We start from the raw sequence: 12,569 nt of genomic DNA on the forward strand, positions 1-12,569 counted from the left end.
GTCAATCTCCGGTTCAAATCACGTGCATCACAAGGGATGCAAACACAAGCCCCACACCCATGAACACCCCGGTTGCAACCAAAGACCGGGGCGACAGGCGCGAAAGCCCGCACACGCCATGGCCACTGGTGCAGCCCGAACCCAAGCGGGTGCCGTAACCCACCAGCAGGCCGGCAACAATCAGCGCCACTGTGCCTCGGGGGCTTTCAAATTCAAAAGGCCCCACGGTTGCCATGTAGAGCCAGGGCGCAGCCATCAGGCCGAGCACAAAGGTGGCACGCCACAGGGTTTCATTGGCCTGTGGTTTCAGCAACCCGCCAAGAATGCCGCTGATGCCGGCCACACGGCCTGTTGCCACAATCAATATCACGGTGGAAAGGCCGATCAAGAGCCCGCCCAGCAAGGCCGGATAGGGGGTAAAGGCATCCCAGTTGATGGAAAGCATGTGGCACCTGTTCAAATATGAATGAGTGCTCATATTAGCATTGTAGTCTTGAAACTGCCATGCAAAGTGTGGGTTACAATGCCCGTTCCGAATCATCCACCCAGTATCCATGCACTTTCCGGAATCTTTTCACGCTGCGCGTGCGTCTTGGCTGGCAAGCGATGGCGTATTCACGGTGCTGGATCCGGATTTTGCAGAAGGTGTAGTTTTCTCTGCCTTCCTGACTACAAAACCCAAGGCCCGTTTGCGTTATCTGGCCGTGACGGACCACCCAACACTTGCATTGCCCAGGCTGCCAAAACAGCAGCTTGCCCCGGGTCTGCATTTCTTTTATCTGCCGCAATTCAACGCCGAACTGCACCTGTGGGTTGGATCTGCCAAAGCAGGTTTGCAAGAATTTCAAGGGCCAGTGGATGCGCTTGTGTGCGCTGATGCAGAGCGACCCCCTGCGCGGCGATTGAAGCAGCTAGTGCCCCCCGCCAACACCATTCGCAGTGCTGCGGTGATTGGAGCCGGCATTGCGGGCAGCAGCGTGGCGCTGGCACTGTGCAAACAGGGGGTGCAGGTGCATCTGTTTGATTCGGCCAGTGAACCTGCCACGGGAGCATCTGGCAACTGGGTTGGGGCGTTTCACCCGCACATCACGCGTGGTGATTCCCCATTGTCCAGGCTCAGCCGGCTGGGTTTTGATCACACGGTGCAGGCACTCGCTGAATTGACCGGGAAGGGTTTGCTTCAACAAGGCAAGGATTGGGACACCCCAGGCCACTTGCAAACCGTGCCGCTTGATGAAACAGAACGCATGCGGGAAACGTTGTTGCAACTGAATTTCCCCGAGGCGCTGGTTCGCTGGGTTGAGCCGGATGAATTGTTGCCCAGCCCTTTGGGTGGCCTGTTTTTTCCGCAGGGCGGCTGGGTGAAACCGGCTTGTTGGGTTCAGGCCAATTTGCAAGCTTGCGGCAGTTTGCTGAGCACCCACTACAACAGCCCCGTTGGCGATCTGGCAACGCTTCGCCAGCAGCATGATGTGGTGGTGGTGTGCTGTGCTGAACAATCCATTGTGCTGGCACCCATTGAAGGCGCTCGCGTGGGCTCGGTGAAGGGACAAATCAGCAAGCTGAGGTCAGTGACAGCGCCAAAAGTGGTGTTGTCGGGTGAAAGCTATGCAATTGCCCCACCCGATGAAAACTGGATGGTGCTAGGTGCCACTTACGAGCGGCCTGTGTTGAATTTAACCCCAACCCCGCAAGCGGATAACGACAACATTGCACGTTTCAAAGCCGCATTTCCGCAGTGGCCCCTAGGGGAGCTGCTCGATCACCGTTGCGCAGTGCGTTCGGTTTGGCACGACCGCCTGCCAGCCATTGGCCCGGTGCCCGGCATGCCCGGGGTGTACATGAGCACCGGTTTTGCATCTCGCGGCTTGCTATGGGCCGCCCTAGGTGGGTGGATGGTGGCCGACCACTGCATGGGCCAGCCGCTGTCAATTCGCTTGCTTGAAAAAATCAAGCCCCGGGGTGTCAGGGCTTGACTGCATTCAAGATGTTTCTTTGGCAGCTTTGGGCTTTGCCGCGGTTTTGGTGGCAGGTTTGGCTGCTGTTTTGCCTTTGGCTGCACCTGGTTTTTTCTCGGCTTTCGCCTCGAACTCAAAACCAATGGCACCGTCGGGTTTCTTCACCAAAAACGCCTTGAACGCACGGCGGGTTTTCGACGACACAAAGCGGGTCAGCAAATCGGTTTTGCCATCCAGCAACAGCTTTTCCATTTGTTCGCGGTCAATGGGTTGCTGCAAAATCACTTTGCCTGAACGGAAGTCGCAGCTTTTGTTCGGTCCGACAGATTTTTCGCACACATAACTGGTGGCTTGTTCATACACATTCGATGCGCACTTCGGGCAAGGGCCCAAACGGGTTTCGCCAGAGAAATCGACCGGTTCGCCGTTGTCATCGTCTTTGGCCTGGCCAAAATCAAATTCCAGTTTGTGCTCGCCGTTCAGTTTCAGCACGGCGGCAAAGGGGCGTCCCATCTTGCTGCGGAATCCGTCGAGCATGGGCAGTTCGCGGTCTTGCAGCAGTTTTTCAACTTCTTCTACTTCAAACTGGCGACCACCCGGCACTTTGGAAATGGAGAATTCGCATTTTGTGCAGGCAAAGCGGCGGTAATTTTCTTTCACCACGCTGCCGCAATTCGGGCAAGGCGTAAGCAAAGTGGCGTAATCGCCCGGGATGGTTTCTTCCGTGTAGTTTTTCGCGCGGTCCACGATGTTTTGCGTGATTTTGGCGATTTCCTGCATGAACTGCTCGCGCGACAACTCGCCCTTTTCCATCAGGGAAAGCTTGTATTCCCACTCGCCGGTCAGTTCCGGCATGGTCAGTTCTTCAACGTCCAGGCCGCGCAGCAGGGTGAGCAACTGGAAAGCCTTGGCGGTGGGCACCAGCGCACGTTCTTCACGCACCAGGTACTTCTCGTTGATCAAACCTTCAATGGTGGCCGCCCGTGTGGCTGGTGTGCCCAAGCCCTTGGTGCCCATGGCGTCACGCAGTTCTTCTTCTTCCACCAGTTTGCCCGCGCCTTCCATGGCGGAAAGCAGCGTGGCTTCGCTGTAGCGTGCGGGTGGTTTGGTGTGCAGGGTGTGCACATCAATTTCGTCGGTGCTTACTTTTTCACCTGCTTCAACGGCCACGAGGCTGTCGTCGCCCGCAGCGGCAGCGGCACGGCCATAAATGGCCAACCAGCCCGGCTTCACCAGCACCTTGCCTTCGGTTTTGAAGGGGTGGTTTTCCACTGTGGTAATTCGGGTGGTCACGTTGAACTCTGCGGGCGGGAAAAACACAGCCAGGAACCGCTTCACCACCATGTCGTACAGTTTGGCTTCGGGTTCGCTCAGATTTTTTGGCACTTGCAGAGTTGGAATAATCGCAAAGTGGTCTGAAATTTTGCTGTTGTCGAACACCCGTTTGTTCGGTTTGACCCAGTTATTCTTCAAAATCTGTTCGCAAAATGGCCCGTACGCACCCGCGATGTGGCCAGAATCAAGGCCTACAAAGCTTTTCAAGGTCTGGTTCACCGTGGGCATGTAATCTTCAGGCAGCGCTTTTGAATCGGTACGCGGGTAGGTCAGCACCTTGTGCTTTTCATACAGCGCCTGGGCCAGGCCCAGCGTGTTTTTCGCTGAAAAACCGAAGCGGCTGTTGGCCTCACGTTGCAGGCTGGTCAAATCGAACAGCTGCGGTGCAATTTGTGTGGTGGGTTTGCTTTCTTCTTCCACGGTGCCGGGCTTGCCATCGCAGGCTGCCACAATGGCTTGGGCGCGGGCTTCGTCCCACAGGCGGTCGGCACGTTGTTCCGGGTCGTCGGCCTTCTTGAAGCCACGGTCAAACCACTTGCCTTCATAGGCACCGGCCTGTGCGCCAAAGCTGGCACGTACTTCAAAGTAGGTGCGCGACACGAACTTGCGGATTTTTTCTTCGCGTTCTACAACAATGGTCAGCGTGGGGGTTTGTACGCGGCCAACAGTGGTCAGGTAAAAGCCGCCTTCCTTGCTGTTGAATGCGGTCATGGCACGCGTACCATTGATGCCCACCAGCCAGTCGGCTTCCGATCGGCAACGTGCGGCGTCGGCAAGTGGCATCATTTCAGCATCGCTTCGCAGGCTGGCAAATGCCTGCCGAATGGCAGCCGGTGTCATGGACTGCAGCCACAGGCGCTCCACGGGCTTGCTTGATTTTGCGTACTGTGCAATCAGGCGGAAAATCAGTTCACCTTCGCGCCCGGCATCACAGGCGTTGATCAGGCCGACCACGTCTTTGCGTTTGATCAACTTGTTCAGCACCTTCAGGCGCGATTCGGTTTTTGCAATCGGGTTCAAGTCGAAATGCGTGGGCAGCACCGGCAGGTTTGCAAAGCTCCACTTGCCGCGCTTGACCTCGAATTCGTCTGGCGCCTTGATTTCTACCAAATGGCCGACTGCCGAGGACAGCACGTACTCGTCGCTCTCAAAGTAATCGTCGTGTTTGGTGAAACCACCCAGCGAGCGCGCGATATCGGCTGCTACAGAGGGTTTTTCCGCGATGATCAATTTTTTTTGGGTTTCGCTGCTCAATTAGTCCAACTCGTCAGTGTGTGTAATTTCAAGGCCTTGTGCGCCGAAGTGTAAGTGTCAGTCATCCAACAAATCAAGGCTTTCAGGAGAATCTTGAATTCGGGGTGATTGCAAGTCTTTTTTAAAATACACCATTTGCGCGCACCCAACGGCCGCCGCTTTCACTCAGAACCTGCCCCAGCAACTCCAGTTCGGTCAGGGCGGCAAGGGTGTCTTCTGTGTTCAAACCCAATTGACCGGCCAGCGTGTCGACGTGAAGCGGGTCATGGCCAAGGCTGGCCAACACCTGTGCCATGCGCTCATCCATTTCAGTGTCAGTGTCGTCATGGCAGTTCAAATCTTCGTGGCAGGGGTTGTCATCTTCTTGCAACATGCTGGCAATTTTGTATTCCGGCAGGCTGGCCTGTGCTTCGTCCAGTAATTCCTGCGCAGTTTCCACCAAGAGCGCGCCTTTTTTGATCATGGCGTGGCAACCCTTGCTTTGGCTGCTGTGGATCGAACCGGGAATGGCGGCCACGGGTCTGCCCAGTTCGCTGGCCACACGCGCAGTGATCAGGGAGCCCGACCGCAATGCGGCTTCCACCACCAGCAGGGCATCGGCCAGTGCTGCGATGATGCGGTTTCTCCGTGGAAAGAAGGCAGGCTGGGGCGCAGTGCCCGGTGGGTATTCCGACAACACCAGCCCGCCTTGTTGAATGATCTGGTTTTTCAAACCCGCATGGTGTTTGGGATAGACCTCGTCTGGCCCGCAACCCAGCACCGCGATGGTTGCCCCTTTTGCCTGTAGCGCGCCAGCGTGGGCTGCGCCGTCAATGCCCTCTGCAAGGCCGCTGAACACTGCCCAACCCGCTTGAGCAAATGCTTTGGCAAAGCCTTGCGCTGTGCCCAGGCCGGTGCGCGTGGCGTTTCGGCTGCCCACCATGGCCACCCCGCGGGCACGCAGCAATTCGCTGTTGCCGTCACCAAACAGGATCAAGGGCGGGTCTTTCAGTTCCAGCAGGCCTGCGGGGTAATTTTCACTGTGAATACTGACCCAGAACCGGGTGTTGCTTTGCAGCAACCATGTGTTTGCAATGGAATGCCAAAGCCGAACTGCATCGCATGGCGCGGGTAGAATGCAACCTGGCCCTTGTTGGGCCAACTCATACCGCATGCGGGCTTTCAGGGTGGTGTTGTAGGCCAGGTTCATGGCCGCGAGCAAGTCATTCATGCAATAAGCCATGGAATTTGCGAACTATTTTTGCCACAGAAGGTATATCCTTTTAAGTATCGACAGTGAAGGTTTTTAGAAAGATGGCTTTGCTCCCAATTTTGCGTTATCCGGATCCGCGCTTGAAAACGGTTGCTACCCCTGTCACCCGGTTTGATGACGCGCTTGTCAAACTGACCCAAGACATGGCAGAAACCATGTACGATGCGCCCGGTGTTGGCTTGGCGGCCACGCAGGTGAATGTGCACAAGCGGGTGATCGTGATTGATGTGACCGAAGACAATTCGGGTTTGACGGTGTTTATTAACCCGGAAATCATCGACGCCAGCAACGAATGCAAGGTGTACGAAGAGGGTTGCCTGTCGGTGCCCGGTGTTTACGAGAAAGTGGAACGGCCCGACACCGTGAAAGTGCGCGCACAGAACGTGAAAGGCGAATGGTTCGAGATTGATTGCGACGAACTGCTGGCCGTGTGCATTCAACACGAAATTGACCACCTGAATGGCAAGGTGTTTGTGGAATACCTGTCGCAACTGAAGCAGACCCGCATCAAAACCAAGATGAAGAAGCAAGACAAGCTTCAAACCGCTTGATTGCTGATCCCCCTATGAACCGAACCCTGAATGTGGGTTTTGCCGGCACGCCCGAATTTGCCCGGGTCGCGCTGGAAAAGCTCATGGCCGCTGGTTACCCAGTGCACTTGGTGCTGACCCAACCCGACCGCCCTGCTGGCCGTGGCATGAAGCTGCAGGCCTCGCCTGTGAAGCAGTTGGCGCTGGCGCATGGCCTGCCTGTGTTGCAGCCGCTCAGCCTGAAAAAAGGCGAGGATGCCGAACACGCCCTGCACACCCTGAAAACTGCCGTGCATGGGCAGCCGCTCGATGTGCTTGTTGTGGCGGCCTATGGTCTGATTTTGCCCCAGGCTGTGCTGGATGCCCCGCGCCTGGGTTGCCTGAATATTCATGGCAGCCTTCTGCCACGCTGGCGCGGTGCAGCGCCCATTCAGCGCTGTATTGAAGCAGGTGACACTGAAACCGGCGTGTGCATCATGCAAATGGAAGCGGGGCTGGACACCGGCCCTGTGCGCTTGCACCGTGCGTTGCCCATAGCGCTGACCGACACTGCCAGCACCCTGCACGACAAACTGGCTGTGCTGGGCGGCGACCTGCTGGTCGAGGCGCTGGACGCCTTGCAGGCGGAAACCCTGCCCCTTGTTCCTCAACCGGCAGTGGGCGTTACCTACGCAGAAAAGATCACCAAAGCAGAAGGGATAATCAACTGGGGCCGCAGCGCGGTTGATCTTCAGCGTACACTGCGTGCCTTCGATCCATTTCCTGGTGCCAACACGTTGTGGGGTGGCGAACCCCTGAAATGTTTTGATGCAGAAACCGTTGCCGTGGCTGGTTTGATGGGTAAACCCGGCGACGTGTTGTCCGTTGATTCCGCAGGCATTGAAGTGCAGTGCGGGCAAGGTGTGCTGCGCATTCGCACGCTTCAAAAAGCGGGCGGCAAGCGGCAGCCAGCGCTGCTAGTGACACAGGCTTTGGGGTTGGTGGCAGGAACCCAACTGGGGTTCGACCCCTCCAACTGATTGCATCGACCTTGAAATTTCGCGAAAAAGCTTTATTTTTAAATGGTCGAATCAACGAGGCCGCACACGCGGCCGGGAAGAGAGAATCATGTTCAACTGGATGAAAACCTTCATGCTGATGGCCGCCGTCACCGCGCTGTTTGTGGTGCTGGGTGGAATGATGGGTGGCCGTGGCGGCATGCTGCTGGCCCTGGGCTTTGCCTTGGTGATGAACTTCGGTGCGTACTGGTTTTCCGACAAAATGGTTTTGCGGATGTACAACGCAAAACAGGTGGATGCCAACAGCGCGCCCGATTTCTACAACATGGTGGCCGAGCTTGCGCAACGCGCCGAGCTGCCCATGCCGCGCGTGTACCTGATCAACGACAACGCACCCAATGCCTTTGCAACCGGGCGTAACCCGGAAAACGCCGCCGTGGCTGCAACCACCGGTATTTTGCAGGTGCTCTCCGCGCGCGAATTGCGCGGCGTAATGGCCCATGAACTGGCCCATGTGAAGCACCGCGATATCTTGATTTCCACCATTTCTGCCACCATGGCGGGTGCCATTTCTGCTTTGGCCAACTTCGCCTTGTTTTTCGGGGGGCGTGATGAAAACGGCCAACCCATGAACCCGGTGGCCAGTATTGCGCTTGCCATTTTGGCGCCACTGGCGGCCTCGCTGATTCAAATGTCGATTTCCCGCGCTCGTGAATACGAGGCCGACCGTGGAGGCGCTGAAATTTGTGGTGACCCGGCAGCTTTGGCCAGCGCCCTGGATAAAATTCAACGTTATGCCAAAGGCATTCCGTTCCGTACCACTGAAGCGCACCCGGAAACCGCTCAAATGATGATCATGAACCCGCTTTCAGGCCAAGGCATTGCCGGCCTGTTTTCAACCCACCCACCCACTGAAGAACGCATTCGCCGTTTGATGGACCTGGCCCGCAGCACTGGCGGCCCACTTTGAAGCCGGTCAACACCAAACCACCCAAGCTGACCGAAGCCAGCCTTGCCTTTGCACTGTTAAAGGCGGGTGCCGTGCTGACCCGCGTGTTGCGCGAAGGGCGTTCGCTTGACCAGGCGCTTGCGTCCGAGACCAAGGGTGTGCAAACACCACAGGCTTTGGGTGCCATTCAAGACCTTGCCTACTTTGGCATGCGTCACATGGGCAAGGGCCAGGTACTTACGCGGCTGATCAGCGGCAAACCCAGCCTGAGCCCCGAGCCATTGAATGAACTGATGGCACTGGGTTTTGGTTTGCTGTGGGACGCCAAAAATCCCAAGTACCCCGCACACACAGTGGTGGACCAAATGGTGTATGCCTGCACCGGCAGCGAAGAATTTGCGCGGGCCAAGGGTTTGGCCAACGCCTGTTTGCGCAACTTTCTGCGCGATTCAAACACATGGCGCACCAAGGCGCTTGAAGACCCCCTGGCCCAATACAATCTACCCGTTTGGTGGGTTGGAAAAATGCAAGCCAGCCACCCTGAACACTGGCAGGCCCTGCTGGGCCAGGCGCAAAGCCACCCCCCACTGGTGGTGCGGGTCAACAGCCGAAGCAGTTCGGCACAGGCCTACGCCGAGCAATTGAATGCGGCGGGCATGCAGGCCAGCGTCATTGGCGAACAGGCGGTGTTGCTGGCCAAACCGGTGCCCGTGTCGGCATTGCCTGGCTTTGAATTGGGCCAGGTGTCGGTGCAAGACAGCGCAGCCCAGTTGGCAGCGCAACTGTTGAACCCACAGAGCGGCCAACGCATTCTGGACGCTTGTGCGGCCCCGGGTGGCAAAACAGGCCACCTGCTGGAACTGGCCGACATTGAACTGGTTGCCCTTGATTCAAGCCCGCAGCGCTTGGGCCGCGTGGAAGACAACATTCGCCGCATTGCCCCCACCTTGAATGGCAAATGGGATTTGCGCCTGAAAGTGGCGCAGGCTGAATTGCTCGACACTTGGTGGGACGGCGTGCCCTTCGACGGCATTCTTGCGGATGTGCCCTGCACCGGTTCGGGCGTGGTTCGCCGCCACCCCGACATACCGTGGTTGCGCAGACCCGACGATATTGCCAAGTTGTCGCAGATACAACACAAAATACTGAACGCTTTGTGGTCTACCCTAAAGCCGGGCGGTACACTTTTGCTGGTGACCTGTTCCATCTTTCCTGAAGAGGGGCCCCTGTTGGCAAAAGCTTTTCAAGACAATCATCCCGATGCCGTGGCGCAAGCTGCCCCCGGTTTCATGTTGCCAACCCATGTGGAAAGCAGCAGTGAAGGTTATGAAGCGTCTCCTGATGGGTTCTTTTACGCCAAGTTTGAAAAATCTCCAACCACTTGAGGGTGTGCCTTGAAATTTAGCCAGGCCCACACCTTGTCTTGGACGCGCATTGCGCATGGCCTGTTCGGTCTGCTGCTAATGTGTGTTCTCGCGGTGGGCCTTGCGCAACAAGATTCGATCACGCGGGTTACCGCCGTCAAGCTGGAACCCAGCAAACCACCCGCGGCTGCGGGCTGGAACCTTGCTGCAGAATTTGACATTGAACTGGGCCACAAACTGCGCGAGGCAGTGGACCGGGGCTTGCCGCTGCAATTTGCTGTCGATTTCAAGCTGACGCGTTCGCGATGGTACTGGATGGACGAAGAGGTGGTCAGCACCACGTATCCATTGAGTTTGTCCTACATCGCGCTGACCCGTACCTACCGGGTGGTCACCCCCGCGAACACCTACAATGCGCCCACCCTGGAAGACGCAATGCAGTACATGACCAAGGTCAGGGACTGGGCTGTCATTTCGCGTGAGCGCATCAGCATTGGCCAACCCTATGAAGCGCAGGTTCGCTTTCGCCTGTTGTTGACGGAATTGCCCAAGCCATTCCAGATCAGTGCGCTGGTGAACAGCGAATGGGACCTGTCCTCGGAATGGCTGACCTTTGATTTCACGCCCAGGCGCGAGGCTTTGAAATGAATCCCTGGCTGGAGAACACCCGCTGGTTGCGTTACACCCTTTTGATCATGGGCGGTCTGGGTGGTGTGTTTTTGTTTTTGCTGGCATCGGCCTCATCGAACACCGATTTTTTTGAAAGCAATTACCCGTTGCTGATTACGCTCAACGGCATCATCGCGGCCGGTCTGTTTGCCATTTTGCTGTTGTTGATTGTGCGTATGGTGCGCCGTTACCGCGCAGGTGTGTTTGGCTCGCGGCTCATGCTGCGCATGTCCCTGTCTTTTGCGCTCATGGGTTTGATCCCCGGCTTTGTGTTGTACCTGGTGTCGGTTCAGTTTCTGGCAAAAAGTATCGACAGCTGGTTTGATGTGCGCGTGGATGGTGCACTGGAATCGGGTTTGAATCTGGGGCAGACCGCGCTCGACAGTTTGATCAATGAGCTGGCCTTGAAAGGGCAGTCCATCTCGATTGAACTGTCGCGTGCCACACCGAGCGAACAGCTGCTGGAACTGCCGCGCCTGCGCGATGCTGCCAACGTGCAGGAACTGACGCTGTTGTCCGAAACCGGGCAAATTCTGGGCAGTTCAGGCGGGCAACTCGACAGCCTGTTGCCCAGCCTGCCCACGCAGGTCATGTTGCGTCAGGCGCTCATGACCCGCCCGTTCCAACAAATTGAACCCGACCCGGACGACCCGGAGGAGAGGCTTTACATGCGCGTGGTGGTGCCCATTGCTCCCCCACTGACCAGTTTTGATTTGGGTCAGCGCTATGTACAAATCATGCACCCGGTGCCCACCACACTGTCACAGCGGGCCAATGCCGTGCAAAGCGTGTACCGCGATTATCAGGAACTGCAGTTGTCGCGCTCGGGCCTTCGGAAAATTTATGGCATCACGTTGACGCTGGCTTTGTTGCTCACGGTGTTTGTGTCGGTCGCGGCCGCGTTCTGGTTGTCGTCCAGGTTGTCGTCGCCCCTGTTGTGGCTGGCCGAGGGCACGAAGGCGCTGGCCAGCGGCAACTTCAAAACCATGCAGCCCGTGAATGCTGACGACGAACTTCGCGAACTGGTTGATTCCTTCAACGCCATGACCCGACAATTGTCGGAGGCGCAGCGCCGCCTGCAAGCCAACCAAAACCAGTTGGCCGCCAACAACGATTTTCTGCAAAGTTTGCTGACCAGTTTGTCAGCCGGTGTGCTGGTGCTGGACCACAAGCTGCGCCTGAAAATGTACAACGACGGTGCACTGCGAATTTTTGACCGCTCACTGGCTGAGAACCAAGGCCACCCTTTGGATGACATGCCCGGCCTTGAAGGCTTTGCCATGGCGGTGCGAGCCAGCGTGGCCGACAACCAGGGCAATGAAGGTGAAGAAAGCGGCATTTGGCAAAAGCAGCTTGAAATTCCGCGTGCTTTTGATTCGCAAAGTTCAAAATCGATTCTGGTACGGGGTTCACGTTTACCCGGTGAGAAAGCAGGTTACGTGCTGGTGTGCGACGACATTACCGCACTGATTTCCGCACAGCGAACGGCAGCTTGGGGTGAAGTGGCGCGTCGCCTTGCGCACGAAATCAAAAATCCGCTCACGCCCATTCAGTTGTCGGCCGAGCGTTTGCAAATGAAGCTGGCCGACAAACTGCAAGAACCGGAATCCGGTATTTTGCAGCGGGCCACGCGGACCATCGTGAACCAGGTGGAATCCCTGAAACGATTGGTCAACGATTTCCGCGACTATGCGCGTTTGCCACCCGCTGATTTAAAACCACTGGATTTGAATGACTTGGTGGTCGATGTGTTGGCGCTGTACGATGTGCATGTGGGCATTGAAGAACAGGTGGAATCGCGCTTCATTCCAAAATTGACTGAAAAATTGCCACTGGTGGCCGGAGATTCGTCGCAGTTGCGCCAAGTGATTCATAATTTGTTGCAAAATGCACTAGACGCTTGTGTCGATTGCGACAATCCCCGAGTCGAAGTGCGAACCGAAGGTTTGAAGGCGCCGGAAGGCGAACAAGAACAGTTGGTGGGTGTGAAGTTGGTGGTGGCTGACAACGGGCCGGGTTTCAATCCGGATTTGCTGGCCAAAGCCTTCGAACCGTACATCACAACCAAAACAAAAGGCACAGGTTTGGGATTGGCCATTGTGCGAAAAATCGCAGATGAACACAAAGCGCGAATTGCCATTCGAAACAGGGTAGATGCACAAGGGCGGGTTGTTGGTGCTGCGGTGGAATTAACCTTCCCCGTGTTGCAGGACACCTTGAACAATGCCGAACATAGTCAGGCCGCATAAAGAAGGAACTC

The 12,569-nt window shown here is 56.7% G+C and carries 10 protein-coding genes; 7 read left to right on the plus strand and 3 right to left on the minus strand.

All coding sequences use genetic code 11. The annotated features are described in order from the left end of the window. Window positions 1-13: 13 nt before the first annotated feature. Complete coding sequence (locus tag V7028_RS02045; protein ID WP_334118447.1) at window positions 14-445, minus strand: YeeE/YedE family protein; 432 nt, start codon at window positions 443-445, stop codon at window positions 14-16. A gap of 109 nt (window positions 446-554) precedes the next feature. Here V7028_RS02045 and mnmC point away from each other — a divergent pair, with 109 nt between their 5' ends. Further along, window positions 555-1,976 (plus strand): FAD-dependent 5-carboxymethylaminomethyl-2-thiouridine(34) oxidoreductase MnmC, encoded by a 1,422-nt coding sequence (gene mnmC, locus V7028_RS02050; RefSeq protein WP_334118448.1) that lies wholly within the window; start codon window positions 555-557, stop codon window positions 1,974-1,976. Between the two features lie 6 nt (window positions 1,977-1,982). On the opposite strand, the gene V7028_RS02055 is transcribed toward mnmC, so the two are convergent. Next, window positions 1,983-4,547, minus strand: coding sequence for a DNA topoisomerase III (locus tag V7028_RS02055; RefSeq protein ID WP_334118449.1), 2,565 nt, complete (start codon window positions 4,545-4,547; stop codon window positions 1,983-1,985). Window positions 4,548-4,668: 121 nt separating this feature from the next. Next, window positions 4,669-5,757 (minus strand): DNA-processing protein DprA, encoded by a 1,089-nt coding sequence (gene dprA, locus V7028_RS02060; protein ID WP_334118450.1) that lies wholly within the window; start codon window positions 5,755-5,757, stop codon window positions 4,669-4,671. A gap of 83 nt (window positions 5,758-5,840) precedes the next feature. Between dprA and def the strand changes: the two genes are divergently transcribed. The 6 genes from def (at window position 5,841) to V7028_RS02090 (ending at window position 12,558) form a co-directional block, all read left to right on the plus strand. Further along, on the plus strand, window positions 5,841-6,350 hold the full coding sequence (gene def, locus V7028_RS02065; protein ID WP_334118451.1) for a peptide deformylase: 510 nt from the start codon (window positions 5,841-5,843) through the stop codon (window positions 6,348-6,350). Window positions 6,351-6,376: 26 nt separating this feature from the next. Beyond that, window positions 6,377-7,348: a methionyl-tRNA formyltransferase gene (fmt, locus tag V7028_RS02070; RefSeq protein WP_334118598.1), complete on the plus strand. Its 972-nt coding sequence runs from the start codon at window positions 6,377-6,379 to the stop codon at window positions 7,346-7,348. A gap of 88 nt (window positions 7,349-7,436) precedes the next feature. Next, window positions 7,437-8,297, plus strand: a complete 861-nt coding sequence (gene htpX / locus V7028_RS02075) for a zinc metalloprotease HtpX (RefSeq protein ID WP_334118452.1) — start codon at window positions 7,437-7,439, stop codon at window positions 8,295-8,297. Beyond that, window positions 8,294-9,661 (plus strand): 16S rRNA (cytosine(967)-C(5))-methyltransferase RsmB, encoded by a 1,368-nt coding sequence (gene rsmB / locus V7028_RS02080; protein WP_334118453.1) that lies wholly within the window; start codon window positions 8,294-8,296, stop codon window positions 9,659-9,661. The genes htpX and rsmB overlap by 4 nt, the downstream gene beginning before the upstream one ends. 9 nt (window positions 9,662-9,670) lie before the next feature. Continuing rightward, on the plus strand, window positions 9,671-10,288 hold the full coding sequence (locus tag V7028_RS02085) for a DUF4390 domain-containing protein (protein WP_334118454.1): 618 nt from the start codon (window positions 9,671-9,673) through the stop codon (window positions 10,286-10,288). Continuing rightward, window positions 10,285-12,558 carry an ATP-binding protein gene (locus tag V7028_RS02090; RefSeq protein WP_334118455.1) on the plus strand — a complete coding sequence of 758 codons (2,274 nt, stop codon included), beginning with the start codon at window positions 10,285-10,287 and terminating at the stop codon, window positions 12,556-12,558. Before V7028_RS02085 ends, V7028_RS02090 begins: the two co-directional genes overlap by 4 nt. The last annotated feature ends 11 nt before the right edge of the window (window positions 12,559-12,569 follow it).

It is taken from the genome of Limnobacter sp., assembly GCF_036846585.1.
Lineage (GTDB): Bacteria > Pseudomonadota > Gammaproteobacteria > Burkholderiales > Burkholderiaceae_B > Limnobacter.

What these genes read in the sequence shown, in the direction of transcription:
- V7028_RS02045 (WP_334118447.1), bottom strand. Translation starts at nt 445, where the DNA reads ATGCTTTCCATCAACTGGGATGCCTTTACCCCCTATCCGGCCTTGCTG.
- mnmC (WP_334118448.1), top strand. Translation starts at nt 555, where the DNA reads ATGCACTTTCCGGAATCTTTTCACGCTGCGCGTGCGTCTTGGCTGGCA.
- dprA (WP_334118450.1), bottom strand. Translation starts at nt 5,757, where the DNA reads ATGAATGACTTGCTCGCGGCCATGAACCTGGCCTACAACACCACCCTG.
- def (WP_334118451.1), top strand. Translation starts at nt 5,841, where the DNA reads ATGGCTTTGCTCCCAATTTTGCGTTATCCGGATCCGCGCTTGAAAACG.
- htpX (WP_334118452.1), top strand. Translation starts at nt 7,437, where the DNA reads ATGTTCAACTGGATGAAAACCTTCATGCTGATGGCCGCCGTCACCGCG.
- V7028_RS02090 (WP_334118455.1), top strand. Translation starts at nt 10,285, where the DNA reads ATGAATCCCTGGCTGGAGAACACCCGCTGGTTGCGTTACACCCTTTTG.